The sequence below is a fragment of the Streptomyces sp. NPDC059917 genome (assembly GCF_042730635.1).
GTDB lineage: Bacteria > Actinomycetota > Actinomycetes > Streptomycetales > Streptomycetaceae > Streptomyces.
This window is the reverse complement of record NZ_JBHWLC010000013.1, coordinates 67508-93299: the sequence shown is the minus strand read 5'-3', so window position 1 is coordinate 93299 and position 25792 is coordinate 67508. Positions and strand designations below refer to the sequence as shown.

General features: G+C 71.2%; 24 protein-coding genes and 1 pseudogene. 22 read left to right on the top strand and 3 right to left on the bottom strand.

Features of this window, described 5'->3' with window-relative positions; genetic code table 11:
- Positions 1-100 precede the first annotated feature (100 nt).
- The 12 genes and pseudogenes from ACFWAR_RS10690 to ACFWAR_RS10635 all read left to right on the top strand — a co-directional run bounded on the left by ACFWAR_RS10690 (position 101) and on the right by ACFWAR_RS10635 (position 13495).
- A complete protein-coding gene (locus ACFWAR_RS10690) occupies positions 101-1432 on the top strand; it encodes a DUF6716 putative glycosyltransferase (RefSeq protein ID WP_385775277.1) in 1332 nt (443 codons plus the stop codon).
- Positions 1429-2232, top strand: a pseudogene (locus ACFWAR_RS10685) (cytidylyltransferase domain-containing protein); the annotation flags it as partial. The gene ACFWAR_RS10690 and the pseudogene ACFWAR_RS10685, both read left to right, overlap by 4 nt.
- Positions 2233-2288: 56 nt before the next feature.
- On the top strand, positions 2289-3197 hold the full coding sequence (locus tag ACFWAR_RS10680; RefSeq protein WP_385775275.1) for an N-acetylneuraminate synthase family protein: 909 nt from the start codon (positions 2289-2291) through the stop codon (positions 3195-3197).
- A 59-nt stretch (positions 3198-3256) separates the two neighbouring features.
- A complete protein-coding gene (locus tag ACFWAR_RS10675) occupies positions 3257-4429 on the top strand; it encodes a hypothetical protein (protein WP_385775273.1) in 1173 nt (390 codons plus the stop codon).
- Between the two features lie 137 nt (positions 4430-4566).
- Complete coding sequence (locus ACFWAR_RS10670; RefSeq protein ID WP_385775372.1) at positions 4567-5811, top strand: amidohydrolase; 1245 nt, start codon at positions 4567-4569, stop codon at positions 5809-5811.
- Between the two features lie 218 nt (positions 5812-6029).
- Positions 6030-7085 carry a BMP family protein gene (locus ACFWAR_RS10665; RefSeq protein ID WP_385775271.1) on the top strand — a complete coding sequence of 352 codons (1056 nt, stop codon included), beginning with the start codon at positions 6030-6032 and terminating at the stop codon, positions 7083-7085.
- A 273-nt stretch (positions 7086-7358) separates the two neighbouring features.
- Positions 7359-8936, top strand: coding sequence for an ABC transporter ATP-binding protein (locus ACFWAR_RS10660; RefSeq protein ID WP_385775370.1), 1578 nt, complete (start codon positions 7359-7361; stop codon positions 8934-8936).
- A complete protein-coding gene (locus ACFWAR_RS10655) occupies positions 8933-10048 on the top strand; it encodes an ABC transporter permease (protein WP_385775269.1) in 1116 nt (371 codons plus the stop codon). The genes ACFWAR_RS10660 and ACFWAR_RS10655 overlap by 4 nt, the downstream gene beginning before the upstream one ends.
- On the top strand, positions 10045-11310 hold the full coding sequence (locus ACFWAR_RS10650) for an ABC transporter permease (RefSeq protein WP_385775267.1): 1266 nt from the start codon (positions 10045-10047) through the stop codon (positions 11308-11310). Before ACFWAR_RS10655 ends, ACFWAR_RS10650 begins: the two co-directional genes overlap by 4 nt.
- A gap of 5 nt (positions 11311-11315) precedes the next feature.
- On the top strand, positions 11316-11705 hold the full coding sequence (locus ACFWAR_RS10645) for a cytidine deaminase (RefSeq protein ID WP_385775368.1): 390 nt from the start codon (positions 11316-11318) through the stop codon (positions 11703-11705).
- Between the two features lie 101 nt (positions 11706-11806).
- Complete coding sequence (locus ACFWAR_RS10640; protein ID WP_385775265.1) at positions 11807-13084, top strand: thymidine phosphorylase; 1278 nt, start codon at positions 11807-11809, stop codon at positions 13082-13084.
- A gap of 75 nt (positions 13085-13159) precedes the next feature.
- Positions 13160-13495 carry an STAS domain-containing protein gene (locus ACFWAR_RS10635; protein ID WP_385775263.1) on the top strand — a complete coding sequence of 112 codons (336 nt, stop codon included), beginning with the start codon at positions 13160-13162 and terminating at the stop codon, positions 13493-13495.
- Here the strand turns inward: ACFWAR_RS10635 and ACFWAR_RS10630 are convergent.
- A complete protein-coding gene (locus tag ACFWAR_RS10630; RefSeq protein WP_385775261.1) occupies positions 13409-14386 on the bottom strand; it encodes a sigma-70 family RNA polymerase sigma factor in 978 nt (325 codons plus the stop codon). The genes ACFWAR_RS10635 and ACFWAR_RS10630 overlap by 87 nt on opposite strands.
- A gap of 105 nt (positions 14387-14491) precedes the next feature.
- Complete coding sequence (locus tag ACFWAR_RS10625; RefSeq protein WP_385775259.1) at positions 14492-15547, bottom strand: ScbA/BarX family gamma-butyrolactone biosynthesis protein; 1056 nt, start codon at positions 15545-15547, stop codon at positions 14492-14494.
- Positions 15548-15855: 308 nt separating this feature from the next.
- Here ACFWAR_RS10625 and ACFWAR_RS10620 point away from each other — a divergent pair, with 308 nt between their 5' ends.
- Positions 15856-16536 carry a ScbR family autoregulator-binding transcription factor gene (locus ACFWAR_RS10620; RefSeq protein ID WP_385775257.1) on the top strand — a complete coding sequence of 227 codons (681 nt, stop codon included), beginning with the start codon at positions 15856-15858 and terminating at the stop codon, positions 16534-16536.
- Positions 16537-16613: 77 nt separating this feature from the next.
- Here ACFWAR_RS10620 and ACFWAR_RS10615 read toward each other — a convergent pair whose 3' ends face one another.
- Positions 16614-17312, bottom strand: coding sequence for a TetR family transcriptional regulator (locus ACFWAR_RS10615; protein ID WP_385775255.1), 699 nt, complete (start codon positions 17310-17312; stop codon positions 16614-16616).
- A 158-nt stretch (positions 17313-17470) separates the two neighbouring features.
- Here ACFWAR_RS10615 and ACFWAR_RS10610 point away from each other — a divergent pair, with 158 nt between their 5' ends.
- The 9 genes from ACFWAR_RS10610 to ACFWAR_RS10570 all read left to right on the top strand — a co-directional run bounded on the left by ACFWAR_RS10610 (position 17471) and on the right by ACFWAR_RS10570 (position 25792).
- Positions 17471-18352 carry a helix-turn-helix domain-containing protein gene (locus ACFWAR_RS10610; RefSeq protein WP_385775253.1) on the top strand — a complete coding sequence of 294 codons (882 nt, stop codon included), beginning with the start codon at positions 17471-17473 and terminating at the stop codon, positions 18350-18352.
- An 18-nt stretch (positions 18353-18370) separates the two neighbouring features.
- Positions 18371-19228, top strand: a complete 858-nt coding sequence (locus ACFWAR_RS10605; protein WP_385775251.1) for an MBL fold metallo-hydrolase — start codon at positions 18371-18373, stop codon at positions 19226-19228.
- A gap of 179 nt (positions 19229-19407) precedes the next feature.
- Positions 19408-20052, top strand: a complete 645-nt coding sequence (locus tag ACFWAR_RS10600) for an AAA family ATPase (RefSeq protein ID WP_385775249.1) — start codon at positions 19408-19410, stop codon at positions 20050-20052.
- 117 nt (positions 20053-20169) lie between these two features.
- Entirely contained in the window at positions 20170-20964 is a 795-nt protein-coding gene (locus tag ACFWAR_RS10595; protein WP_385775246.1) for an AAA family ATPase, read from the top strand.
- 38 nt (positions 20965-21002) lie between these two features.
- On the top strand, positions 21003-22490 hold the full coding sequence (locus ACFWAR_RS10590) for an MFS transporter (protein WP_385775244.1): 1488 nt from the start codon (positions 21003-21005) through the stop codon (positions 22488-22490).
- 176 nt (positions 22491-22666) lie between these two features.
- Entirely contained in the window at positions 22667-23419 is a 753-nt protein-coding gene (locus ACFWAR_RS10585; RefSeq protein WP_385775242.1) for an HAD family hydrolase, read from the top strand.
- Positions 23416-24765 carry a class I adenylate-forming enzyme family protein gene (locus tag ACFWAR_RS10580; RefSeq protein ID WP_385775240.1) on the top strand — a complete coding sequence of 450 codons (1350 nt, stop codon included), beginning with the start codon at positions 23416-23418 and terminating at the stop codon, positions 24763-24765. Before ACFWAR_RS10585 ends, ACFWAR_RS10580 begins: the two co-directional genes overlap by 4 nt.
- A complete protein-coding gene (locus ACFWAR_RS10575; protein ID WP_385775238.1) occupies positions 24762-25514 on the top strand; it encodes an SDR family NAD(P)-dependent oxidoreductase in 753 nt (250 codons plus the stop codon). Before ACFWAR_RS10580 ends, ACFWAR_RS10575 begins: the two co-directional genes overlap by 4 nt.
- Positions 25508-25792, top strand: coding sequence for an acyl carrier protein (locus ACFWAR_RS10570; RefSeq protein WP_330332185.1), 285 nt, complete (start codon positions 25508-25510; stop codon positions 25790-25792). Before ACFWAR_RS10575 ends, ACFWAR_RS10570 begins: the two co-directional genes overlap by 7 nt.

The following is a 25792-nucleotide window of genomic DNA, read 5'->3' as shown; positions in this document are numbered from 1 at the left end:
GCGTTAACCCGACCGGCTCCGCATTTCCCCGACGGGTTGTTAACCCGCTGTTGCGTGCTCGTTGGGCCGGTCAGGAGAATTCCCGCATAGCTTCACGGTCGTGCCAGTAAGCCAGCGGGTCGCCGTTCTCGCCGATTCCGATACGCGATGGAAATGGGGCGCGCTCACCGCCCGCAGACTCGTGCCCGACCCCCCGGGGGAGACCGGATCGGGCCGGCACCACCTCACCGGATACCTGTTGCGCGGCCGGGCCACGCCCACCGCCCGCCAGCTCGGCGAAGTGGGCGCCCGGGCCGACCGGCTGACCGAGGTGACCTGCGCCGAGTTCCTCGACGAACTGCGCCGCGAACGCTACGACGTGGTCGTCCTCGCCCTCGTCGGCGGCGCCGTCCAGGCCGTCCTGCACGGCGTGCGCGCCCTGTGGCCCGAGCCGGCGGCGCGCCCCGTGCTCGTCACCGGATACGTGGGCGTCGTCTACGAGAAGCTCGCCGACGGGCTGCTGCTGCGCCACGGCGCCGACCTGGTCCTCGCCAACTCCCGGCACGACGCGCAGCGCTTCCGCGCCGTGTACGAGGGGGTGGGCGCCGACGCCGGAGCCGTCACCGAGACCGCCCTGCCCTTCCTCGGCGGCGCGCCGTACGAGCCCGCGGGCGGCGGCCGCGCCCGCACCGTGGTCTTCGCCGCCCAGCCCTCCGTGCCCGAGAGCCGCGCCGACCGTACGTACCTGCTCGCCCGGGCCGCCGGGCACGCCCGGGCCCACCCCGACCGGGAGGTCCTGATCAAGCTGCGCAGCCGCCCCGGGGAGCACACCACGCACCTGGAGGAACTCCCGTACCAGCGGCTCGTGGACCGGCTCCCCGCCGCACTGCCCGCCAACTGCCGCCTGGTGTACGGGAACATGGGGGAGGTCCTGGACCGCACCGACCTGCTGGTGACCGTGTCCTCGACCGCCGCCCTGGAGTCCCTGCACCGGGGGATCCCCACGGCCGTCCTCACCGACCTCGGCGTCCGCGAGGGCCTCGGCAACCACCACTTCACCGGCTCCGGCTGCCTCACCTCCTGGGACCGGCTCGACGCCGGGCTGCTGCCGACCGCGGATCCCGGATGGCTCGCCGACCAGGGGGTGCTGGCCGACGCCGGGGCCTTCGACGCGGCCCGCGCCCGGGTCGCGGAACTGGCCGCGCGGCCGCTGCTGGCGCCGCCGGACCCGTACTACACGCTCACCACCGCACCCGGGTACCTGCCCGGGCTGCTGGCCCGGCACCACCTCGCGCCCGACGGCACCCCGCAGCCCGGCTCGCCGCGGCCCGCCGCGGGAGAGTCCCGGCTGCGCGGCTGGCTGCGCGGGCGGCTGCGGGAGGCGGCGCGGGGCGCGTACCGGCACGGGGTGCAGCGGGTGGCCCCGGCGATCCGCAGGGTGGGGGAGCTGTGAGGGTACTGGCCGTGATCCCGGCCCGGGGCGGCTCCAAGGGGGTGCCCGGCAAGAACCTCGCGGAGGTGGCCGGAGTGCCCCTGGTCGGCCGGGCGGTGCGCGCCGCGCTGGCCGCGCCCACCGTCACCGACGTGGTGGTCTCCACCGACTCCGACGCGGTCGCCGAGGCGGCGCGGGCGGCGGGGGCCGACGCCCTGCGCCGGCCGACGGCGCTCGCCGGGGACGCCGCGAGCAGCGAGAGCGCCGTGCTGCACGCCCTGGAGTCGTTCGAGGAGCTGCACTCCGTCACCGTGGACGTGGTCCTCCTGGTCCAGTGCACGAGCCCCTTCCTCACCGCCTCCGACGTGGAGGGCGTCGCCGCCGCGGTGGCGGGCGGGACCGCGGACTCGGCGCTCACGGTGGCGCCCTTCCACGGCTTCCTCTGGCGCGCCCCGGACCAGAGCGCCCCGGACCGGGAAGCCCCGGACCGGAGCGACCCGGACGGGGAAGCCCCGGACCGGAGCGACCCGGACCAGAGCGACCCGGACCGGGAAGCCCCGGACCGGCACGTCGCGGGCGCCGTCACCGGGGTCAACCACGACCCCGCCGTCCGACCGCGCCGCCAGGACCGGCCCCGGGACCTGCTGGAGACCGGCGCGGCGTACGCCATGGACGCGGCCGGCTTCCGGGCCGCCCGGCACCGCTTCTTCGGCCGGGTCCTCCCGGTGCCCACCGACCCGTCCCGGGTCCTGGAGGTCGACGACCCCCACGACCTGGCCCGCGCCCGCGCCCTGGCCCCCCTGCTGGACGACCCGCCACCACCCCGCACCCGCAAGCGCACCCGTACGCGCACCCGCACCGAAGGGCGTCACCTGACATGAGCGTCACCCCCAACCCCCGCCTGCGCCGGATCGGATCGCGCACCGCCGGTCCCGGTCGCCCCGTCTACGTCGTCGGTGAGATCGGCATCAACCACAACGGCGACCTGGACACGGCCCTCGCGCTCGTCGACGCCGCCGCCGACGCGGGGTGCGACGCCGTCAAGTTCCAGAAGCGGACCCCCGAGATCTGCACCCCGCGCGAGCAGTGGGACGTCGAACGCGACACCCCCTGGGGCCGGATGAAGTACATCGACTACCGCCACCGGGTGGAGTTCGGCGAGGCCGAGTACCGCGCCGTCGACGCCCACTGCGCCGAGCGCGGCATCGACTGGTTCGCCTCCCCGTGGGACACGGAGGCCGTCGCCTTCCTGGAGGGCTTCGGCGTGCCCGCCCACAAGGTGGCCTCGGCCTCCCTCACCGACGACGAGCTGCTGAGGGCCGTACGCGCCACCGGCAAGACGGTCGTGCTCTCCACGGGCATGTCCACGCCGCGCCAGATACGGCACGCGGTGGAAGTGCTCGGCAGCGACAACATCCTTCTGTGCCACGCCACTTCGACCTACCCGGCCAAGGCCGAGGAGCTGAACCTGCGGGTGATCGGCACCTTGCGGGAGGAGTACCCGAACGTCCCGATCGGCTACTCCGGCCACGAGACGGGCCTGCAGACCACGCTGGCCGCCGTCGCCCTCGGCGCCTCCTTCGTCGAGCGGCACATCACCCTCGACCGGGCGATGTGGGGCTCGGACCAGGCGGCCTCCGTCGAGCCGGGCGGCCTGCAGCGGCTGGTCCGCGACATCCGCACCATCGAGGCCGCGCTCGGTGACGGGATCAAGCGGGTCTACCCCTCCGAGCTCGCCCCGATGAAGAAGCTCCGCCGGGTCCAGGGCGCCCTGGCCGGGGTCTGACCCCCCAGCCCCTCCCCGGCGCCCCGACACCCCCGGCGCCTCCGACGAAGGAGCACCCGATGACCCCCACCGCCGCCACCCTCGCCCTGGTCGAGAGCCCGGTCCAGCTCCTGAACGCGCTGGAGTGGGCCCACGCGAGAGGCGCCGACGACGCGGCCCGCGGCCCGCTGCTCGGCTCCGTCCCGCGCCAGCCGGCCCACCGCGAGGCCCACCGGGAGCCGGGCGGGGGCGCGGGCGGCGGCCCGGGCGCCGCGGCGCCGCTGCGGATCGTCGTACTGCCGCCCACCGACCCCATGTCCCGCGGACAGCTGCGCCGGATGGCCGGGCTGGCCCGCGACGAGGGCCACGAGGTGCGCTGGCAGGAGGCCCGGGGCGGCAAGCTGGCCCCCTTCAAGGCGCTCGTCGCGCTGGTGCGCGAGGTGCGGGCCGCCCGCCGCGTCGTCATCGGCGACCCCTTCTCCCGCTACGTCCAGCTGCTGCTCACCCTGGTCCGCGCCGACGAGCTGGTCGTCGTCGACGACGGGACCGCCACCATGGAGTTCATCGACCGCGCCGCCCGCGGCGAACGGCTGGTGCGCTGGCACCGGGCGGGCGGCGGCGGCCTGCCGGGCCGGATCCGCGAGCTGGCGTACGCGCCGGTCTCCGGGACCGCGCGGCGCCGGTTCACCGCCGTGCGCGAGGGGCGCCGCGTCGAGGTGTTCACCTCGATGCCCGTCACCGCGCCGCCGGGCATGGGGCTGCGGCTCAACGACTTCGGCTGGACCCGCTCGCGCTTCGGCCCGCCCCGGCTGACCAAGGGCACCGACCTGGTGGGCACCTCGCTGGTCGAGACGGGCGTGGTGGACCCGGACCGCTATCTGGCGGCCGTACGGGCGCTGGCCCGCGAGCACGGCGCCACCCGCTACTTCGCGCACCGCAGGGAGTCGCCGGACAAGCTGCGGGCGCTGAGCGAGGCGACCGGGCTGGAGATCGTCCGTCCGGACCTGCCGCTGGAGCTGATCGCCCGCCGGGGGCCGGTCGGCCGGACCGTCGTCAGCTTCCCCTCGACGGTCGTGCACACCCTGCCGTACGCGCTCGCGGGCACCGGGGTCACCGTCGCGGTCCGGGAGATCGATCCGGCCTGGCTCACCCGCGACGCCTCCCCGCGGGCCCGCGGCTTCCTCGCCGGGGTCGCCGGGACCGCCCGTGATGTGCGCAGACTGCCCGCCCACACCGCCCAGACGGCTCGATGAGCGGCGGAGTTTACCCCCGGGGGTATGCGCTCATGCGCCCGGAGGCCGGGTTTTCTTCGCCTAACGGGTTGAACTTTTCCTGATCTCCGGCCAGTTGACCCGTCCGTGCGCCTACCCTTCAACGGGTGAACCAGTTGATGTCCCGCGAGTCACTGACCGCCCTGCCCGGCGAGCCCGCCCAGCCCGAGCTGCCCGGTACGCTGCCGGACCACCTGCGTGCCGAACTGATCGCGTTCCGCCGGGACTTGCACATGCATCCCGAACTCGGGCACCAGGAGTTCCGCACGACCGCCGCGCTCAAGGCGAGGTTGGAGAAAGCGGGCCTGCGACCACGGGTACTGGACTCCGGTACCGGGCTCATCTGTGACGTCGGGAGCTGGGACGGGGTGGTGCCGATGCTCGCCATCCGCGCGGACATCGACGCCCTGCCCATTCCGGACGCCAAGACCCACGTGTCCTACCGCTCCACCGTCCCCGACCGCGCGCACGCCTGCGGCCACGACGTGCACACCGCCGTCGTGCTCGGCACCGGCCTGGTCCTGGCCGAGCTGGACCGGCAGGGGCTGCTGCCCCGGCCCGTGCGGCTGCTCTTCCAGCCCGCCGAGGAGGTGCTGCCGGGCGGTGCCACCGAGGCCATCGACTCCGGCGCGCTGGACGGCGTGGGCAAGATGATCGCGGTGCACTGCGACCCGCGCGTGGACGCCGGCCGGATCGGCCTGCGGGCCGGCCCGATCACCTCGGCCTGCGACCGCCTGGAGGTCACCCTGGAGGGGGCCGGCGGGCACACCGCCCGGCCGCACCTGACCACCGACCTGGTGACGGCGGCGGCCCGGATCGCGATCGACGTGCCCGCGCTGCTGTCCCGCCGGATGGACGCCCGGAGCGGGATGGCCGTCACCTGGGGCCGGATCGAGGCCGGGCACGCCTGCAACGTCATCCCGATGCGCGCCGAGCTGTCCGGGACCGTGCGCTGCCTGGACCTGGCCGCCTGGCACGAGGCGCCGGAGCAGGTGCACGCGGCGATCGACGAGATCGCGACGATGCACCGGGCCAAGTCGACGATCAACCACGTCCGCGGGGTGCCGCCGGTCGTCAACGATCCGGCCGTCGTCGAGCTGCTGCGCGAGTCGATGGCGGCCCGGCGCGGTGCGGACTCGATCGAGGACACCGAGCAGAGCCTGGGCGGCGAGGACTTCTCCTGGTACCTGGAGCACGTGCCGGGCGCGATGGCCCGGCTCGGCGTGCGCGCGCCGGGGGACACCGCCAAGCGCGACCTGCACCGCGGCGACTTCGACGTGGACGAGTCCGCGATCGCCGTCGGGGTCGAGTTCTTCACCGCCGCCGCACTCCTCGACGGGCGTCGCGCAAGGCCGATCAGGTAAAGGTCCGTACAACACCCGAGGAGCTGCGGGTGGCCGCGTCCAGCCCTTGATACACAAGGGCTGGACGCCTGTCCGGTTACCAATCGGTCACTGTCCGGTTCGCGACGATCCGATAACGACTCATGTACGGGTCTTTAACTGACATCTACGCGCGTTACGATCGCGGCGAAACCAGCGCCGGTCCCGGCGCTTCGGTCAGGTTTTGAAGGAGCCTCCCCTTGCGCCGGATCACCAGGATCGCCACCGTGGGCATCGCCTCCGCGGCGCTCGCCCTCTCGGCCACCGCCTGTGGCGGTAAGAAGTCCTCGGACACCGGATCTTCCTCCGACAAGAAGGAAGCTTCCGTCGCCATCGCGTACGACGTCGGCGGCCGCGGCGACCAGTCGTTCAACGACGCCGCCTACGCGGGCCTCCAGCAGGCCGAGAAGGACCTGAAGGTCAAGGGCGCCGAGGCGGAGCCCACCGACGGCGAGGGCGAGGCCGACAAGGTCCAGCGCCTCACCGAGCTGGCCCGCAAGGGCAACAACCCGGTCATCGGCGTCGGCTTCTCCTACGCCCCGGCCATCAAGAAGGTCGCGCCGAAGTTCCCGAAGACCACCTTCGGCATCATCGACGACACCTCGGTGACCGGCCCGAACATCGCCAACCTGGTGTTCAACGAGGAGCAGGGCTCCTACCTGGCCGGCGTCGCCGCCGCCAAGGTCTCCAAGACCGGCACGGTCGCCTTCATCGGTGGTGTCGAGGTCCCGCTGATCAAGAAGTTCGAGGCGGGCTTCACCCAGGGCGTCAAGGACACCAACCCGAACGCCAAGGTGCTCTCGCACTACCTGACGCAGCCCCCGAACTTCGACGGCTTCTCCAAGCCCGACCTCGGCAAGGCCACGGCGCAGGGTCAGCTCGACGCGGGCGCGGACGTCGTCTACGCCGCCGCCGGTCTGGCCGGCTCGGGTGCCATCGAGGCCACCGCAGCCAAGGGCAAGTGGGCCATCGGCGTCGACTCGGACCAGTACAACCAGGCGGGTCTGGTCAAGTACAAGGACCACATCCTGACCTCGGTCACCAAGCAGGTCCAGCTCTCCGTCTTCAACCTCATCAAGTCGGTCGAGGACGGCAAGCCGCAGACGGGCGAGATCCGCTACGGCCTGGACAAGGACGGCGTCGGCCTGGCCGACTCCAACCCCGAGTACAAGAAGATGACCGACGTCATCGCCGCGGTGAACCAGGCGAAGGCCGACATCATCGCGAAGAAGATCACGGTCAAGACCACTCCGTAACGTCTTGACTGACGGGTCGACATGGTTTCCGGGGTCCGGGCAGCGGTCTCTACCGCTCCCGGGCCCCGAGCCGTCTCCCTCGGTTCTTGATCGCTTTTTCTGGCCACTTGGCCGCAAGTTTTCACTTCCGACAGTGCTACGCGCGTAGAGGCATCGTGGACGCGATACCTTCTCTCCTCCGCTCTGTCCCCCCTGCCGCCACGGCATTTCCAGCTCCTTCCGCGCCAAGGAGAGTGCGTCATCAACGCGTCCAGCCCCCCTCTCGCCGTAGAACTGCACGGCATTACCAAGCGCTTCCCCGGCGTCGTCGCCAACAAGGACATCGCGATCAGCGTCCGCAAGGGCACGGTCCACGCCTTGATCGGTGAGAACGGCGCCGGCAAGTCGACCCTGATGAAGATCCTCTACGGCATGCAGAAGCCGGACGAGGGCACCATCGCGATCGACGGGGAGCAGGTCACCTTCTCCAGCCCCGGCGACGCCATCGCCCGCGGCATCGGCATGGTGCACCAGCACTTCATGCTCGCCGACAACCTCACCGTCCTGGAGAACGTCGTCCTCGGCGGCGAGAAGCTCTACGGCATCGGCGCGAAGGCGCGCAAGAAGATCAAGGAGATCTCCGACGCGTACGGCCTGGGCGTGCGCCCGGACGCCCTCGTCGAGGACCTCGGCGTCGCCGACCGGCAGCGCGTGGAGATCCTCAAGGTCCTCTACCGGGGCGCCAAGATCCTCATCCTCGACGAGCCGACCGCGGTGCTCGTCCCGCAGGAAGTGGACGCGCTCTTCGACAACCTGCGCGAGCTCAAGGCCGAGGGCCTGACCGTCATCTTCATCTCGCACAAGCTGGGCGAGGTCCTGAAGGTCGCCGACGACATCACCGTCATCCGGCGCGGCACGACGGTCGGCACCGCCGACCCGCACGACCCCAAGACCACGCCCAAGCTCCTCGCCGAGCTGATGGTCGGCTCCGAACTCCCCTCGCCCGAGACGCGCGAGTCGACGGTGACGACGACGCCGATGCTCCAGGTCGCGGGTCTGAGCCTGGCCGCCACCGACCCGGACGGCATCGTCCGCGAGGTGCTCTCCGGCATCGACCTCACCATCCACAAGGGCGAGGTCCTCGGCATCGCGGGCGTCGAGGGCAACGGCCAGACGGAACTCATCGAAGCCCTCATGGGCATGAGCATCCCCGACGGCGGCACCATCACGCTCGACGGCAAGGACATCTCCACCCTCGCGACGCGCAAGCGCCGCGAAGGCGGCATCGGTTACATCCCCGAGGACCGCCACCGGCACGGCCTGCTGCTGGAGTCCTCCCTGTGGGAGAACCGCATCCTGGGTCACGTCACCGAGGAGCCCAACTCCAAGCACGGCATCCTCGACCCGAAGGCCGTCCGCAAGGACACCGAGCGGATCGTGCGCGAGTACGACGTGCGCACCCCCGGCATCGACGTCACCGCGGCCTCGCTCTCCGGCGGCAACCAGCAGAAGCTGATCGTCGGCCGCGAGATGAGCCACAACCCGAAGTTCCTGATCGCCGCCCACCCCACCCGTGGCGTGGACGTCGGCGCCCAGGCGCAGATCTGGGACGCGATCCGCGAAGCCCGGCGCGAGGGCCTGGCCGTGCTGCTGATCTCGGCCGACCTGGACGAGCTGATCGGCCTGTCCGACACCCTGCGCGTGATCTACCGCGGCCGCCTGGTCGCGGACGCCGACCCGGCGACCGTCACCCCGGAAGAACTCGGCACCGCCATGACGGGCGCCGCGACCGGGCACCTGGAAGCAACCGACAACCACTCCGCCGCCGGTGCCGACGCTGGTACCGCATCCCCGGAGGACGAGGCCCGATGAAGAAATTCGACAAGGACCGGCTGCTCCTCGCGATCGCCGGACCCGCACTCGCGCTGGTGGCGGCCTTCGTGCTGACCGTGGTCGTGCTGGCGGCGACGGGCGTGGACCCGATCGACCCGCTGCGCATCATGGTGGAGAACGCCGGTTACGAGGACGTCCAGATCCTCATCCTGAACCAGGCGGGCACCTTCTACCTGGCGGCGCTCGCGGTGGCCATCGGCTTCCGGATGAACCTCTTCAACATCGGCGTCGACGGCCAGTACCGCCTCGCCGCGATGGTCTCCGCCGTGGTGGGCACCGCGGTGACCCTGCCGGGTCCGCTGCACATCCTGCTCATCGTGGTCGTCGCCATGCTGACCGGTGCCTTCTGGTCCGGCATCGCGGGCGTGCTGAAGGCCAAGCGCGGCGTGAGCGAGGTCGTCTCCACGATCATGCTCAACGCCATCGCGACCAGCCTCATCGCCTGGCTGATCCTGCCGAAGAACTTCGGCGTCCAGCCCGCGGGCTCCAACGACCTGACGACCGGTGAAATCGCCGAGTCCGGCTGGTTCCCGTCGGTGAGCATCGGCGACGGCCTGGAGATCTACGGCTTCACCTTCGTGGCCTTCGCCCTCGGCATCGTCTACTGGTTCGCGCTCAACCGCACCCGCTTCGGCTTCGACCTGCGCGCCACCGGCGCCAGCGAGTCCGCCGCCCAGGCGTCCGGCGTGGACGCCAAGAAGATGATCATCACCTCGATGCTGATCTCGGGCGCCGTCGCGGGCCTGTCCGGCATGCCGCAGCTGCTGGGCGAGACCCACACGTACAACCTGTCCTTCCCGCTGGGCATCGGCTTCACCGGCATCACCATCGCGCTGCTGGGCCGCAACAACCCGGTCGGCATCCTCTTCGCCTCCTTCCTGATGGCCTTCATCGACAAGGCCTCGGCCGGGCTCGACATCGCCGGGTACTCGAAGGAGATCGGCACGATCATGAAGGGCCTGATCGTGATCGCCGTCGTCGTCGCCTACGAGCTCGTCCGCCGCTACGGCATCCGCCGCCAGCAGCAGAAGGTCGGCGAGGAACTGGCCGCGGGCCACGCCATCAAGACCGAGAAGGAGGTCGCGGCGTGAGCACCAGCACCGTTTCCGCGACGAACGCGGCCCCCAAGAAGCAGGCCGGCCGCAAGAAGCTCACCCTGCCCTGGATCATGCTGATCATCGCGGGCGGCCTCGCGCTGATCTCGCTGGTCCGCGTGATCAGCGGGGCCCAGGACCTGACCTCCGTCGGCCAGGTCTCCGGCGCCCTCTCCCTCGCCGTGCCGATCGGCCTCGCCGGTCTCGGCGGCCTGTGGGCCGAGCGCGCGGGCGTCGTCAACATCGGCCTCGAGGGCATGATGATCCTCGGCACCTGGTTCGGTGCCTGGGCCGGCTACCAGTGGGGCCCCTGGACCGGCGTGGTCGTCGGCATCGCGGGCGGCGCCCTCGGCGGCCTGCTGCACGCGGTCATCACGGTCACCTTCAACGTGAACCACATCGTCTCCGGTGTGGCCATCAACATCCTGGCCCTCGGCTTCACCCAGTACCTGTCGAACTTCACGTTCGACAAGGTGCCGGGCGGCTCCTCCAAGCAGTCGCCGCGCGTCGAGGAGATCTACCAGATCACCGTGCCGGGGCTGTCCGACTGGCTGACCACCCTCCAGGGCAAGCACTGGTTCTTCCTCTCGGACCTCGCCGGCGTCCTGGGCGGCCTGGTGACGAACCTGTCGCTGCTGACCGTCGTGGCGCTGCTGCTGATCCCGGGCACCTGGTGGGTGCTGTGGCGCACCGCCTTCGGCTTGCGCCTGCGCTCCTGCGGCGAGAACCCGGTGGCCGCCGAGTCCCTCGGCGTCAACGTGTACAAGTACAAGTACATCGCCGTGATCGTCTCGGGCGCCCTCGCGGGCCTCGGCGGCGTGTTCCTCTCCGAGGTCGCCAGCCCGATCTACCAGGAGGGCCAGACCGGCGGCCGCGGTTACATCGGTCTCGCCGCGATGATCTTCGGCAACTGGATGCCCGGCGGCATGGCGCTCGGCGCGGGCCTCTTCGGCTTCACCGACAGCCTCAAGCTGCGCGGCGGCGCCGAGAACGTGCACGCGATGCTGCTGCTGATCGCGATCCTGCTCGTGCTGGCCGCGGCCTGGCAGCTGTACAAGAAGAAGTACGTCCCGGCGCTCGTCTCGGCCGTCTGCGCCGTGGGCCTCTTCCTCTGGTACGTGACCACCGACGCGGTGCCGAGCCAGTTCGTGGACGCGGCCCCGTACCTCACCACCCTGCTGGTGCTCGCGCTCTCCGCGCAGCGCCTGCGGATGCCCAAGGCGGACGGCATGCCCTACCGCAAGGGCCAGGGCAAGTGACGACCGTGACCGAGCCCGACTGGGACGCCCTGCGCGAGGCCGCCCGGGACGCCATGTCCCGGGCGTACGCCCCCTACTCGGGCTTCCCGGTCGGCGTCGCGGCCCTCGTCGACGACGGCCGCACCATCACCGGCTGCAACGTCGAGAACGCCAGCTACGGCCTCGGCCTGTGCGCCGAGTGCGGGCTGGTCTCCGCCCTGCAGGCCACCGGTGGCGGCCGCCTGACGCACTTCACCTGTGTCGACGGCAAGGGCGAGGTCCTGGTGCCCTGCGGGCGCTGTCGCCAGCTCCTGTACGAGTTCGGCGGGCCCGAGCTCCAGGTGGAGACGCCCGAGGGTGTCCTGCCGCTGGCGGCCATGCTGCCGCAGGCCTTCGGGCCCGACCACCTGAGATAGCCGTGCGGACGGCCCTTCGCCCTTCGGGGCGGAGGGCCGTCCTGCTTCCCCACACCTCCCTCACCCCTCATCTCTCTATGCGCGTAGAAGGAAGTCATCCCATGGACGTCATCTCCGTCATCCGGACCAAGCGTGACCGCGGCGAGCTGAGCCCCGAGCAGATCGACTGGGTCATCGACGCGTACACGCGCGGTGTCGTCGCCGACGAGCAGATGTCGGCCCTGGCGATGGCCATCCTGCTCAACGGCATGAACCGGGCCGAGATCGCCCGCTGGACCGCCGCGATGATCGCGAGCGGCGAGCGCATGAACTTCGACTCGCTCTCCCGCCCGACCGCCGACAAGCACTCCACCGGCGGCGTCGGCGACAAGATCACCCTGCCGCTGGCCCCGCTCGTCGCCGCCTGCGGCGCGGCCGTACCGCAGCTCTCCGGGCGCGGCCTCGGCCACACCGGCGGCACCCTGGACAAGCTGGAGTCCATCCCCGGCTGGCGCGCGCTGCTCTCCAACGAGGAGATGCTGCACGTCCTGGACACCACCGGCGCGGTCATCTGCGCGGCGGGCGACGGGCTGGCCCCGGCCGACAAGAAGCTGTACGCGCTGCGCGACGTCACCGGCACCGTCGAGGCGATCCCGCTGATCGCGTCCTCGATCATGTCCAAGAAGATCGCCGAGGGCACGGGCTCGCTGGTGCTCGACGTGAAGGTCGGCTCCGGCGCCTTCATGAAGAACATCGAGGACGCGCGCGAGCTGGCCTCGACGATGGTCGGCCTCGGCACCGACCACGGGGTCAAGACGGTCGCGCTGCTGACCGACATGTCCACCCCGCTCGGCCTGACCGCGGGCAACGCCCTGGAGATCCGCGAGTCGGTCGAGGTGCTCGCCGGCGGCGGCCCCTCCGACGTGGTCGAGCTGACCCTGGCGCTGGCCCGCGAGATGCTGGCGGCCGCCGGCATCCAGGGCGCGGACCCGGCGAAGGCACTGGCCGACGGGTCGGCCATGGACGTGTGGCGCCGGATGATCGCGGCCCAGGGCGGCGACCCGGACGCGGCCCTGCCGGTGGCCCGCGAGCAGCACGTCATCACGGCCCCGGCCTCCGGCGTGCTGACCCGCACGGACGCGTACGCGGTCGGCGTGGGCGCCTGGCGCCTGGGCGCGGGCCGCGCCCGCAAGGAGGACCCGGTGCAGGCGGGCGCGGGCATCGAGCTGCACGCGAAGCCGGGCGACGCCGTCGTGGCGGGCCAGCCCCTGATGACGCTGCACACGGACACCCCGGAGAAGTTCGAGTACGCCGTCGCGGCCCTCGAGGGTTCCTTCGACATCGCCCCGGCGGGCACGTCCTTCACGGCGAACCCGATCGTGCTGGACCGCATCGCGTAGCGCTCCCGCGCTCGCGCGCGACCCCGATCCCCGCCCCCGCCGATGAGTTCCGGCGGGGGCGGGGGTCATTGAGGCGTGGAGACGAAACGGTTCGTGGTGCCCGGGCCCGGGATGACGGTGGCGGAGGCCGAGGAGGCCCTTGGGCGGCTCGCCGGTGGGGCGGGGGTGGTGTGGGACGTCAGCGCCGTCACCGAGCCCGGCCTGGCGGCCGTGGAGGCCCTCGCACGGCTCGCGCTGGCCGCGCGCCGCGGCGGGGCCCCGCTGACCGTCACGGGGGCCGGAGCGGGGCTCCTGGCCCTGCTCCGGCTGACCGGGCTGGCGGGGTCAGTCGAGGTGCTCGGGGAGCCCGAAGAGGGGGAACCAGCGCGCGGTGTCCAAGAAGGCGTTGAGGCCGACGATCCGGCCCTCTGAGACCTCCAGGACCTGCAGCGCCCAGGGGGCGTGCCCCCGGCCGTCCGCCGCCGGCCGGTACTGGCCGAAGGCGGGCATGCCGTTGGCCGTGGTGGGCAGCAGCCGCGAGCCGCGGCAGCCGATGCCCTGGTTCAGGTGCCAGGCGGCGATGTCCTCGTGCCCCTGGAGCCACAGGTCGAACGGCGGCATCGACAGGACGGCGTCCTCGTGGAGCAGGGTGGTCAGCCGCGCGATGTCGTAGGCCTCGAAGGCGGCGAGGTACCGCTCCAGCAGCTTCGCCTGGTCGGCGTCGAGCGGGTCCGCCGCTTCGCTCGGGCGGATCCGACCGGCGGCCAGGGTGGCCCGCGCGCGCTGGAGGGCGCTGTTGACCGAGGCCACGCTGGTCTCCAGCAGGGTGGCGACCTCGTCCGCCTTCCAGGCCAGCACCTCGCGCAGGATCAGCACCGCCCGCTGCTTGGCCGGCAGGTGCTGCAGGGCCGCGACGAAGGCGAGCCGGACGGACTCCTTGGCCAGCGCCAGCTCGGCCGGGTCGGCGGTCTGGGGGATCACCCGCGCGTCCGGCACGGGCTCCAACCAGGTCACCTCGGGGCGCTCGCTCAGGACGGCGGAGGCCTGGTGCTGCGGGGCCGTGAGGTCCATCGGGCGGGCCCGCTTCTTCCCCGCGGCCAGCAGGTCCAGGCAGACGTTGGTGGCGATGCGGTAGAGCCAGGACCGCAGCGAGGAGCGGCCCTCGAACTTGTCGTAGCTGCGCCAGGCCCGGACGTACGTGTCCTGCACCGCGTCCTCGGCGTCGAAGGCCGAGCCGAGCATCCGGTAGCAGTACCCGGTCAGCTCGGTCCGGTGGCGGTCCATCGCCGAGTCCAGCTCCGACCGCGTGGCGAGGTCACTCATGATCGTCGAACCCCCAAGTAGATCCCGATACTTGGGACGCTACCCGAGGTGTCCGACAACGGCACCGCAGGACCCGGCGCGGCCCCGCGCGCTCCCACGGGGGCGCTACGCCGGGACCGCCGGTTGGACGGCGGGGTGGAGCCCCGGGTGGATCGGCGAGTGGGTCACCGCGGGGCCGGGCAGGGGGCGCCGGGCGGGCAGCGGGGTGGTGCTGACACGAGCCGTGAACAGCTCCTGGCCCTCCTGGTGGATGGCCACCCGGACGCGGCCGGTGCCCTGCTCCGGTTCCGCTTCGACCCAGCACGGGGCGTCGAGCTCGGCGAAGCGGGTGAACTTGGTGTCCATGGCCGCGGCCATGGCCCGGGCGGGCCCCGCGACGACGTGGGCGGCCTGGCGGGCGGCCTCCAGCATGAGCGCGCCGGGGACGTGGTCGACCGGGTGGTCGAAGAGCACCGGGTGGTCGGTGTCCACGCGCAGCTGCCAGCGGTGCGGGGAGGTGGTGGCGGCCAGGACGACGTTCTCCCGCAGCTCGTGGCCCACCAGCTTCGGCGAGACGGGCAGCGGCACCGGCACGGCGGCGGCGAGGGCGGTGTCCACGTCGGCGTAGTCGGCCCGCAGCCTGCGGTAGATGGCGGGGGCGTGGCTGCTGAAGCGGGTCTGGGCGCTGCCGAGCCAGACGCCGTCGCGCCGGGCCTCCACGTGCAGGGACAGGGCGCCGAGCTTGCCGCGGCGCTGGACGACGTCGTGGCAGTTGACGTAGAGGGTGACCTCGGCGGGCCGCAGCCGGGCCTGCAGCGCGGCCGCGCCGGGGGCTATCGCGTAGCGGAAGTACTCCCAGATCAGGTGGTGCCCGAAGGGGACGGTGTACGCGGCGTGCGAGAGCAGCGGGAAGATCTGCCGCACGGTCTCGGCGAAGAGGAGCGGGTCGTGCAGGCCGTTCTGGGAGCGGTAGAAGCTGTGGGCGCGCGGCCACTGCGCGGTGATGGTGAAGGAGTCCTGGGCGTCCCGGTGCCAGCCGGTCAGCAGGACCTCCGCCAGGGCTGCCTTGTGGACGTACTCGCGGGGGACCGTGGTGGTGACGGTGGCCGGCGGTTCGGCCGGCCCGCCGAAGGGGAGCTGCGTGATGGCGCCGGACTGGTAGCGGGCGTACTCGAACTCCATGTGAATCCCCCAGAGATGGCCGTACGAGAACCGGTGTGGAGCAGACGTGGTGCAGATGCGTCGCGAAAGCGGGGCAGGTGCGTGGCTGTACCGGAGCAGGGCCGGCCGAGAGCCCCTGGGACGAGGTCCGGGGTGGCCGGCACGGATTAAACTAGAGAGTGCTCGTTTTGTTTGTCGAGCGGGAACGGGTGGAAAGTCGAGAGTGGCTTGAACTGGCTGCCGGAGGATGCGTTCATCGGGGGGAGGTCTCACCCCAGCCCTCCGGCCCGCTGGCATAACATAGAGGGCGTTCGTTTTTTTCGCGAGGGGTGCTCGCACCATCCGACCCAGGCGCAAGTGGAGTGATCGTGTCGCAGGCCAGGCAAGCCCGAGCCATCCGGACCCGAGAGAAGATCCTCCGGGCTGCCGCCGAAGTGTTCGACGAACACGGCTTCTCCGGCGCCAGCATGAACAAGATCGTGCGCACGGCGGACACCACCATGGGGGCGATGTACTTCCACTTCGCCTCCAAGGAGGAGATCGCGAAGGCGGTGATGGCCGAGCAGGCCACCGACCTGTCCTTCACCGAGGGTGAGGACGGCCTCCAGCGGCTGATCTACATCAACCTCGAAGTGGCCCATCAGATGCGCACCAATGTGCTGTTCCGGGCCGGTGTGCGGCTCGCGGTGGAGCAGGGCGAGTTCGGCATGAGGGACGCGGCCCCGTACCGGCTGTGGATCGACCTCTTCCGCGGGCAGCTCGAAGCGGCCCGGCGGCGGGGGGAGTTGCTGCCCGGCGTGGACGTCGAGGACTTCGCCGAGGTGCTCGTCGGCGCCTACACGGGAACCCAGTTGATGTCGAACATCACCACCGGCCGGGAGAACCTCATAGGGCGCATCAGCGCCCTGTGGGGATACCTGCTGCCCTCCATCGCGGCCCCCGCGGTGATCTCCGGTCTGGACCTGACGGGCGCCGCGCGCGCCGAGGGGTCGGGCGTGGCCAAGGTCTGAGCGGGCCCGTGACCCCCGGGAGCCGGCCGCCCCGAGCGGCCGGAGCCGGTGCCGGACCCGTCCATCCGGGGGTGTTTTCAGGCCACCGAGGGATCCTTGCCGGGTGACAAGGGCCCCGGGGCCCTGCTGTCAGACCCGGAGGAACCGGAAGTACGGGAGATTCCGGACCACAGCACCTCCCACACTTCGGCCAGCCGGCCCCGTACGCTCCACGCGTTTCCCGCGGGCGACTCGTACTGCCGCTGCGCGGACACCTCCAGGCTGGAGACGAGGCAGGCGACGAGCACCCCGACGATTTCGGGGTCGGCGCCCGGTCCGTGCTCCAACTCGCCCCCGCGGTGGGCCCGGGCGAGCAGCGCGCGCACGGCCGGGGTCCAGGAGTCGTACCAGTCGGCCGTCACCGGCAGCTCGCGCGAGAGCCGCGCGGCGGCCCGGACGACGGGTTGTTTTTCCAGCAGACGCGCGAGCGTCTGTGTCACCTCGGTGAGCGCCTCCAGCGCCGAACCCCCCGGACCGGTGGATCCCGCGGCCTCCGCGACGGCGTCGGCGGTCAGGTCGTGACCCCGCTCGCACACCGCCTCCGCCAGGTCGTTCTTCGCCGGGAAGTGGAAGGTCAGGGCGCCGATGGTGGCCATCGCCGACCTGCTGATCCGGGTGAGCGAGGTGCCCGCGTAACCCCTTCGGGCGAACTCGTCGCCCGCCGCCTCGATGAGGAGGTTGCGGGTCCGGCCCGCCCTCTCCTGCTTCGTACCCGCACGTTCGTGGTGTGTCGTCATGGCTGGTCCCTTGGTGGACGGTGTCCGGCGTCGTTCCGGCCCCCCGGCCGTGCCCTGCCTACGTAGCATCCCAGAAAAACAAAGCGAGTACTCTCTATGGTGTAGAAAAAAGAGCGAGCGTTCTCTACGCTTACCGGGGAGTGAGGAGGAGATGCACGATGACTCGTAACGCACCGCGGCTCGTGGACCCGAAACTCGCCGAACTGGGAAACTTCCTCGCCGAGCGCCGGGCCGAGGTCACCCCCCAGCAGGTCGGACTCCCCGGCGGAGCGGCCCGCCGGGTGCCAGGACTGCGCCGCGAGGAGGTCGCGATGCTCGCCGGCATCGGGGCCTCCTGGTACGCCTGGATCGAACAGGGCCGCGCCAAGAACGTCTCCCCGGAGATCCTCGGCGCCATCGCCCGGGTGCTCCGGCTCGACGAGGCCCAGCGCCTCTACGCCATGCGGCTGGCCGGCTACGCGGCCGTCGGCCGCCCCCAACGCTGCGCCGACGACGACCTGCCGCTGCTGCTCCAGGTCGTCGACGGCTTCCTCCCCAGCCCCGCCTACGTGCTGGACCACTGCTGGGACGTCACCGCGGCCAACGCCACCGCGGCCCGACTGCTCGGTCTCGGCGGCGAACGCTCCAACTACCTGCGCACGCTCTTCCTCGACCCCGCCGCCCGCGAGCGCTTCCCCCAGTGGGACCAGGAGGCCGCCGCGGCCGTCGCCGCCTTCCGCGCCCAGGGCGGCGAGCTGCTCGCCGATGCCCGACTCGGCGCGCTGGTGCGCGAACTCACCGAACACAGCCCGGTGTTCGCCGCCCTCTGGGCCCGCCACCGGGTCGCCGACCGGGCCGACGGAGCCCAGCGGCTGCGCCACCCCGACCTGGGCGAGCTGGAGTTCACCAAGGTCTCGCTGTGCGTCAACGGCCGGGCCGGACTCCAACTGGTCCTGCTCAGCCCGCAGTACGGAACCGCCGAGTTAACCGAGCAATGGGCCGCCTCCGGGCGGTCCGACGCGCTGACCCGCCCCCTGGGCGGGCGCGGCGCCACCGTCTGAGAAGAGGACCGATCCGCCATGACGACCGCCACCCGGTGGAACACCCCGGCCACCGCGCCGCGCACCCTGCGCTTCGGCGAGCACACCGTCACCTGGCTGCCCGACGGGTACGTACAGCTCGACCCCCGCCGCTGGCTCCCCGACACCACGGACGCGGACTGGGCCGGCGAGAACGCCGAACTCCTGGACCCCGAAGGCTTCCTGGCGGCCTCCATCGGCGCCCTCCTGATCCGGCACGGCGACCGGGCGATGCTCGTGGACGCGGGCTTCGGCCCCCACGACATCCCCGCCGCGCACACCCACCCCGCGCTCGGCGCCCTCGTCGGCGGACGACTCCCCGCGGCCCTCGAAGCCGTCGGCGTGGACCCCGCCGCCGTCGAACTGATCGCCTTCAGCCACCTCCACGACGACCACTTCGGCTGGGCCTTCCGCCCGGGTCAGGGCCTGGCCTCCCCCTTCGTCAACGCGACCTTCGCCGCCTCGGCCGCCGAATGGGCCAACTGGGCCCAGCCCACGGCCGGTTCGCCCCGGGTGCGGACCGTCGGGGACGGCGAGGAGATCTTCCCCGGGGTCACCGCCCGGCTGACCCCCGGACACACCGCCGGACACACCTCCTACGTCCTGTCCTCGGGCGAGCGCCGACTGATCGCCTTCGGCGACGTCTTCCACACCCCCGCCCAGTTCCCCCGCCCCGACTGGCGGGTGTCGATGGACGCGCTGCCCGAGCGCGGGGTCGACGCCCGGCGCGCCCTGCTCGCCGAGCTGGCCCGCCCCGGCACCACCGCCTTCGCCAACCACTTCTCCGACGTGGTCTTCGGGCGGCTCGGCGATAATTCCGGTACCCCTTGCTGGGAACCTTTGGCAGAATTTTCCTGAAAATCCGCGCGGCACTTGCAGATCTTCCGTCCCGGCTCCAGAATTCATGGAGCCGGGGCTTTCTGCGCGTGCCAGCCGGCTCTTCGCCCTGCCCCGCCTATTGGTGTTGGCAACAGGTGTCGTGCTCATAGCAGCAAGAGAGGCTGGGAAACAGCCCGGGCTGCTGAAATGATTTCTGCATGAGCCAGAGAATCGCCATTGTCGGCGCCTACGGATCTGGAAAGACCCTCCTCTCCGAGGCCCTCTCCGAAGTGACCGGACTTCCCTACACCCAGGGCACCGCCATGCGGGAGCCCATCGGTGGGGAGGGAAAGCACATCTGGAACTGGACCGAGGGTGAGCTGCTCCAGCTGACCGTGAAGCGCTACGCCGAGCGCACCCTCAACGAAGCGGCCCACCCGGCCGGCTTCATCAGTGACGGATCGATCATCCACGAGTGGGTGTTCGCCAAGCTCCGCCTGGTCCTGGGCCCGAACCCGGGCACCGAGCAGTCGGTGGACAGCCGCTTCCGCAGCGAGGTCACCGCGGCCTACGAGGACGTCGCGGACCACATCGGCAAGCTCGCCGTGCGGCACGCGAAGACCGCGTACGACGTCTTCTACCACCTGCCGATCGAATTCCCGCTGGACGAGGACAACCGTCCCATCAACGACATCTTCCGCACGCTGTCGGACGAGGTCCTGCTGCCCGCCCTCGCGGACACCGGAATTCCGATCCACACGATCACCGGAACTCCCGCCGAGCGGCTCCAGCAGATCATCGAGATCAGCGGCCTGCCGACCGTCGTGGACATCGACAAGGCGCTCGCGTCCGTCCAGAAGTAATACCGCTCGAAATGCGCACCCGCGCGCGAAAGCGGACACGCTCCCTCGGAAAGTAGCTCCACTCGGCTCCACACAGCTCCACTCACCCCAGGCGCCACCAGAGAAAGGTCACCGAAAATGCAGCTCGAGGTTCCCAAGTGGGGCGACAAGCCCGATCTCAAACTGGCGATATCCGGCACCTACTCGTCCGGCAAGTCGACCACCACGGAAGCCCTCTCCATCGCGACCGGCATCCCCCGGACGCACGCCAAGACCTCCCGTGAGCTGCTCGTCGACCTCGTCCCGGGCAAGACGGTGATGGAGCTCAACGCCATGGAGCTGGTCAAGCTGGGCCTGCGCCGCTACGAGGAGCGCCTCGTCAACGAGGCCGGCACCGGCGCGTTCATTTCCGACGGCGGCGTCTTCCACGAGTGGGTGTACTTCGAGGCCCGCATGCGGGTCGGCATCAACCCCGGCATGCCGTGGTGGTTCCAGACCATCAAGAAGTCCCTGGGCGTGGTCTCCAAGGGCTTCTACCAGAAGTACACGGACACCCTCGGCGACATACAGAAGGACCGTGCCAAGCGGTCCTACGACGCCTACGTCCACCTGCCCGTCGAGTTCGACATGGACCGCGACGGCCACCGCCCCGTCTCCGAGGAGTTCCGTCGGCTCTCCGACGACCTGCTCATCGGCGCGCTGGACGAGATCAAGATCCCGTACCGCGTCGTGGGCGGCCCGATCCCGCAGCGCATCGAGAAGATCGTCGAGATCTTCGAGCTGCCGATCGTCGTCCCGATCAAGGAGGCCATCGAGGAGGCGGAGCGCCGCGTGGCCGCCGACATCTCGGACCTCCAGAGCAACCTCGCGTACATGGAAGCCATGCGGAAGAAGTCCTTCGGCAAGCGGCTCGCGTACGCCTTCCGTTACTGATCCACCCGTCCTTGACCGTCCGACCGGAAGGAAATGGCGTGCCCACCAGCGTGCAGGCCAAGCCGCGTCGTCTCGGAGCGATTCTCGGCCTGTTGGCCTTCGCCCAGATGATCATCGCGATCGACTACAACATCATGTTCGTGGCCCTGCCCGACATCGGCAGCGACCTCGGATTCTCCGCCCAGAACCTGCAGTGGGTGATCTCGGCCTACTCGGTCGCCTTCGGCGGCTTCCTGCTGCTCGGCGGTCGCGCCACCGACCTCTTCGGTCGCAAGAACATGTTCCTCTTCGGCCTCTTCCTCTACGCGGCCTCCTCGATCGCCGGTGGCCTGGCCACCGACTCGTGGCTGCTGGTCGCGGCCCGCGTGGTCCAGGGCCTCGGCGGCGCGTTCCTCGCACCCGCCACCCTCTCCCTGGTCACGACCCTCTTCGCCGAGGGCACCGAACGCAACCGGGCCCTCGCGGTCTGGGGCGGCGCGGGCGGCTTCGGCATGGTGCTCGGCGCCATCCTCGGCGGCATCCTGACCGACGCCTTCGGCTGGCAGGCCGTCATGTGGGTCAACGTCCTGTGCGCCGGTGCGGCGATGGCCTACGGCATCACCGCCCTGCCCGCCACGGCGAAGACCAACGCCAGCGGCTTCGACCTCCCCGGCGCCGTCACCGGCACCGTGGCCTCCACGCTGCTGGTCTTCACCCTGGTCAACGGCCCCGAGGTGGGCTGGGGTTCGGCCACCACCATCGGCAGCCTGATCGCCGCGGTGGTCATGTTCGCCCTCTTCCTCACCATCGAGTCGAAGACCCGTGCCCCGATGATGCCGCTGCGGCTCTTCAGCAACCGCAACGTCTCCGTCGGCACCACGATCACCTTCCTCTTCATGGCGACCTTCGGTGCCTACGCCTACTTCCTCACCCAGTACTGGCAGGTCGTCCAGGGCTACAGCGCCTGGGCCACCGGCTTCGCCTTCCTGCTCCCCTCCGGCTGCGTCCTGATCGGAACCGTGGCCGCCGGAAAGCTGATGAACTCCTACGGCGCCCGCAAGTCCCTGCTGATCGCCCTCACGGTCGGCCTGGTGGGTACCGTCGCCCTCGCCCTGACGCTGACCCAGGACAGCTCGTACGCGGTCATCGCCGTACCGCTGGTCGTCCTCTCCCTCGGCCAGGGCGTCATCTTCACCGCCATGTTCGCCGCCTCCACCACCGGCGTCGCGAACGAGGACCAGGGCATCGGTTCGGGCGTCGCCCAGACCGGCCAGCAGATCGGCGGCGCCGTCGGCCTCGCGGTCCTCATCGCCATCGCGGCCTCCGCCGCGGGCGGCGACGGGGCCACCGACCCGGCCCTGCTCACCGACGGCATCCTCGCCGCGACCTGGGCCACCGCCGCGGGCATCGCGCTGACCTTCCTGGCCACGCTCGCCCTCAAGAAGCCCTCCGCCACGCAGGTGGCCGAGGCAGCTGCCGCGCCGACCGAACAGGTCACCGCGGGAGACCCGATCACGGTGACGGCACCCGTCACCGAGCGCGTCTGACGCACCCACCCCCGCTGCGTCCGGCGCCCCGCGCGCGGCTCCCTCCTCCCAACTTCCCCCGTGGGGGAGGGGGCCGCCCGCACGGACCGCTCCACCGCACCCGCACCACCGCACGGAAGAGATCGCGAACCGAGGCCCACGCACCGCACCATCCCGGCCGGAAGTGGAGAGACGCAGTGAACGGCTACCGCACCGCATTCTTCGACGTGGACGGCACTCTCACGACCGCCCCCAGCATGTTCCGCTTCCTGCGCCACTACCTCGCCGCGCTGGGCAACCCGCCCTACGAGTACACCAGCCGCCGCCGCGAACTGAAGGCGATGAACCAGGTCGGCTGCCCCCGTACGGTCACCAACCGCGCCTACTTCGCCAACCTCGAGGGCGCCTTCGCCTCCGAGGTCTCCTTCCGCGCCGAGGACTGGTTCCGCGACGAACTGCGCTCCGGCACCTTCTTCCACGAACACGGGGTCGCCGCCCTGCGGCGCCACCAGGACGACGGCACCCGGATCGTCCTGGTCTCCGGCTCCTTCCCCGCCGTCCTCGACCCGATCGCCGAGCACCTCGGCGCCGACGAGGTCTGGTGCACCGAACCCGACATCGCCTGGGGCCGGTACACGGGCCGGCTCACCCGGCCCCCGATGCTCGCCGAGGCCAAGGCCGAGGTGGTCCGGGCCGTCGCCGCCCGCCACCGCACTACTCCGGCCGAGTGCATCGCGTACGGGGACCACATGTCCGACCTGCCGATGCTCAGGGCCGTCGGGTCCGCGGTGGTCGTCGGCGGCGACAAGGTGCTGCGCACCCACGCACGTATCCACGGGTGGTCCCTGCTGCCCGCCGCGCCGGTCCCCCCGGCGCTCGACCTGCCGCAGTGGCACAGCGACCGGCACACGGCCGCTCACGACGAGGTGAAAGAGGTGGAAAGCGTATGACGTCATGGTTCTTCGACCGGATGCGGAGCTTCGGTGAGGCCGATGCCATCGTCTTCAACGGTGTGAGTTACAGCTACGCCCAGCTGGCCAGGCTGACCGGCGAGTGGGAGAGATTCCTCGACCGGGGCGGCGTCCACGCCGGCCAGGTCGTGGCCCTGGAAGGGGTCAGCAGCGTCGAGGCCTGTGCGGGTCTCCTCGCCCTGATCGAGCGCGGCGCGATCATCGTCCCGATGACCCCGCTGCCGCCCGCCAAGCGGGCCGAGTTCCACGAGGTCGCCGAGGTGGAGACGGTCATCACGATCGACTCCCAGCAGTGGCGCCGCAGCATCGAGATCACCGGCCGCTCCTCCGAGCACGAGCTGTACGACCAGCTCCGCACGGACGGCGTCCCCGGACTGGTCCTCTTCAGCTCCGGCACCACCGGTCGCAGCAAGGCCAGCGTCCTCGACTTCTCCAAGGTCCTGTCCAAGTACGGCCCCCCGACCCGCCCCCGGCGCACCCTCGGGTTCCTCAACCTGGACCACATCGGCGGCATCAACACCCTGCTGCACACCCTCAGCCAGGGCGGCGCCCTGGTCACGATCGACGAGCGGACCCCGGACAAGGTCTGCGCGGCCATCGAGTCCAACGCCATCCAGATCCTGCCCACCACCCCGACCTTCCTCAACATGTTGCTGATCTCCCGGGCCTACGAGCGTCACGACCTGACCTCGCTCCAGCTGGTCAGCTACGGCACCGAGCCCATGCCGGAAGGCACCCTGACCCGGCTGGGCCAGGCCCTGCCGCAGATCCGGCTCAAGCAGACCTACGGCCTGTCCGAGCTGGGCATCATGCCCACCAAGTCCCGCGACGACGGCAGCCTGTGGGTCAAGCTGGGCGGCGAGGGGTTCTCGTACCGCATCGAGGACGGGATCCTGTGGATCCGCTCCGACATGGCGATGCTCGGCTACCTCAACGCGCCGGCGCCCTTCGACGACGACGGCTTCTTCAACACCCAGGACGCCGTGGAGACGGACGGGGACTACGTCCGGATCCTGGGCCGCAAGTCCGAACTCATCAACGTCGCGGGGGAGAAGGTCTACCCCAGCGAGGTCGAGAACGTCCTGCTGGAGCTGGACTACGTCGCCGACGCCGTCGTCTCGGGCCGCCCGAGCCACGTCACCGGACAGGTCGTCAAGGCCATCGTCCGCCTCGTCGCACCGGTCGAGGACGAGCGGGCGACCGCCCGGCGCATCCGCGAGTACTGCGCCCAGCGCCTGGAGGCCTTCAAGGTCCCGGTGGTGGTCGAGGTGACCACGGCGGACACGCACTCCGACCGGTTCAAGAAGATCCGGAGCGCCGTGTGAGCACGCAGCCCACCGACGAGCCCGGGGACGGGCGGGTCGCCGTCGTCAGCGGCGGCAGCCGGGGCCTGGGCCGGGCGCTGACGGAGCGGCTGCTCGCCGCGGGCTGGCGGGTCGCCACCTTCAGCCGCAAGCCCAACGAGTTCACCGAGGAGAAGGCCGCGGCCCTGCCCGAGACCTTCCTGTGGCAGTCGGTGGACCTCCACGAGTCCGCGCAGATCCGGCAGTTCACCAAGGCGGTCCGCGAGCGCTTCGGCCGGGTCGACCTCCTCGTGAACAACGCGGGAGTGCTCCACCAGGAGCTCTTCCTCACCATCGCCCCCCAGCGGGTCGACGACCTGCTGGCGGCGAACCTGACCGCCCCCGTGCACCTCACCCAGGCGTGCGCCCGGCTGATGATGCGCGGCGGCGGATCCATCGTGAACATCTCGTCCATCAACGCCATCCGCGGCTACCGCGGGGTCGCCGTCTACGCGGCGGCCAAGGCGGGCCTGGAGGGGTTCGGCCGGGCACTCGCCCGGGAGCTGGGGCCCGTGGGCATCAGGGTCAACACCGTGACCCCCGGGTTCTTCGACAGCGAGCTGACCTCGGACGTCACCGAGCGGAACCGGGAAAAGATCCAGCACCGGACTCCGCTGGGCCGGCTCGGCAGCGCGGAGGAGATCGCCGACGCGGTCCTCTACCTCGCCTCTTCACAAGCACGTTTCATCACCGGTCAGTCATTGGTCATCGACGGAGGAATCACATGCTGAACGAGCAGAACATCCAGCAGATCATCGAGCGCGAGATCCAGTCCGTGGTCCTCAGCTCGGAGGAGGAAGAGGTATCGCTGGACGACGAGCTGCTCAAGTCCGGGGTGAACTCGCTGATGCTCGCCCAGCTGCTGATCCAGCTGGAGACCGAGCTGGGCGTCGACCCGTTCGCCGCGGACCTGTCCATCACGGAGATACGGACGCTGCGCGAGCTGGTCGGCGCGTACGAGGCGGCCCTCGAGCGTGCGGCCTCGGCCGGTGCGACGGCGGGTGCGTGA

Coding starts and splice junctions, on each gene's coding strand:
- ACFWAR_RS10640 (WP_385775265.1), top strand. CDS start 11,807: ATGGACGTCATCTCCGTCATCCGGACCAAGCGTGACCGCGGCGAGCTG.
- ACFWAR_RS10605 (WP_385775251.1), top strand. CDS start 18,371: ATGACGACCGCCACCCGGTGGAACACCCCGGCCACCGCGCCGCGCACC.
- ACFWAR_RS10630 (WP_385775261.1), bottom strand. CDS start 14,386: ATGAGTGACCTCGCCACGCGGTCGGAGCTGGACTCGGCGATGGACCGC.
- ACFWAR_RS10595 (WP_385775246.1), top strand. CDS start 20,170: ATGCAGCTCGAGGTTCCCAAGTGGGGCGACAAGCCCGATCTCAAACTG.
- ACFWAR_RS10675 (WP_385775273.1), top strand. CDS start 3,257: ATGACCCCCACCGCCGCCACCCTCGCCCTGGTCGAGAGCCCGGTCCAG.
- ACFWAR_RS10610 (WP_385775253.1), top strand. CDS start 17,471: ATGACTCGTAACGCACCGCGGCTCGTGGACCCGAAACTCGCCGAACTG.
- ACFWAR_RS10600 (WP_385775249.1), top strand. CDS start 19,408: ATGAGCCAGAGAATCGCCATTGTCGGCGCCTACGGATCTGGAAAGACC.
- ACFWAR_RS10625 (WP_385775259.1), bottom strand. CDS start 15,547: ATGGAGTTCGAGTACGCCCGCTACCAGTCCGGCGCCATCACGCAGCTC.
- ACFWAR_RS10670 (WP_385775372.1), top strand. CDS start 4,567: ATGTCCCGCGAGTCACTGACCGCCCTGCCCGGCGAGCCCGCCCAGCCC.
- ACFWAR_RS10615 (WP_385775255.1), bottom strand. CDS start 17,312: ATGACGACACACCACGAACGTGCGGGTACGAAGCAGGAGAGGGCGGGC.
- ACFWAR_RS10680 (WP_385775275.1), top strand. CDS start 2,289: ATGAGCGTCACCCCCAACCCCCGCCTGCGCCGGATCGGATCGCGCACC.
- ACFWAR_RS10655 (WP_385775269.1), top strand. CDS start 8,933: ATGAAGAAATTCGACAAGGACCGGCTGCTCCTCGCGATCGCCGGACCC.
- ACFWAR_RS10580 (WP_385775240.1), top strand. CDS start 23,416: ATGACGTCATGGTTCTTCGACCGGATGCGGAGCTTCGGTGAGGCCGAT.
- ACFWAR_RS10570 (WP_330332185.1), top strand. CDS start 25,508: ATGCTGAACGAGCAGAACATCCAGCAGATCATCGAGCGCGAGATCCAG.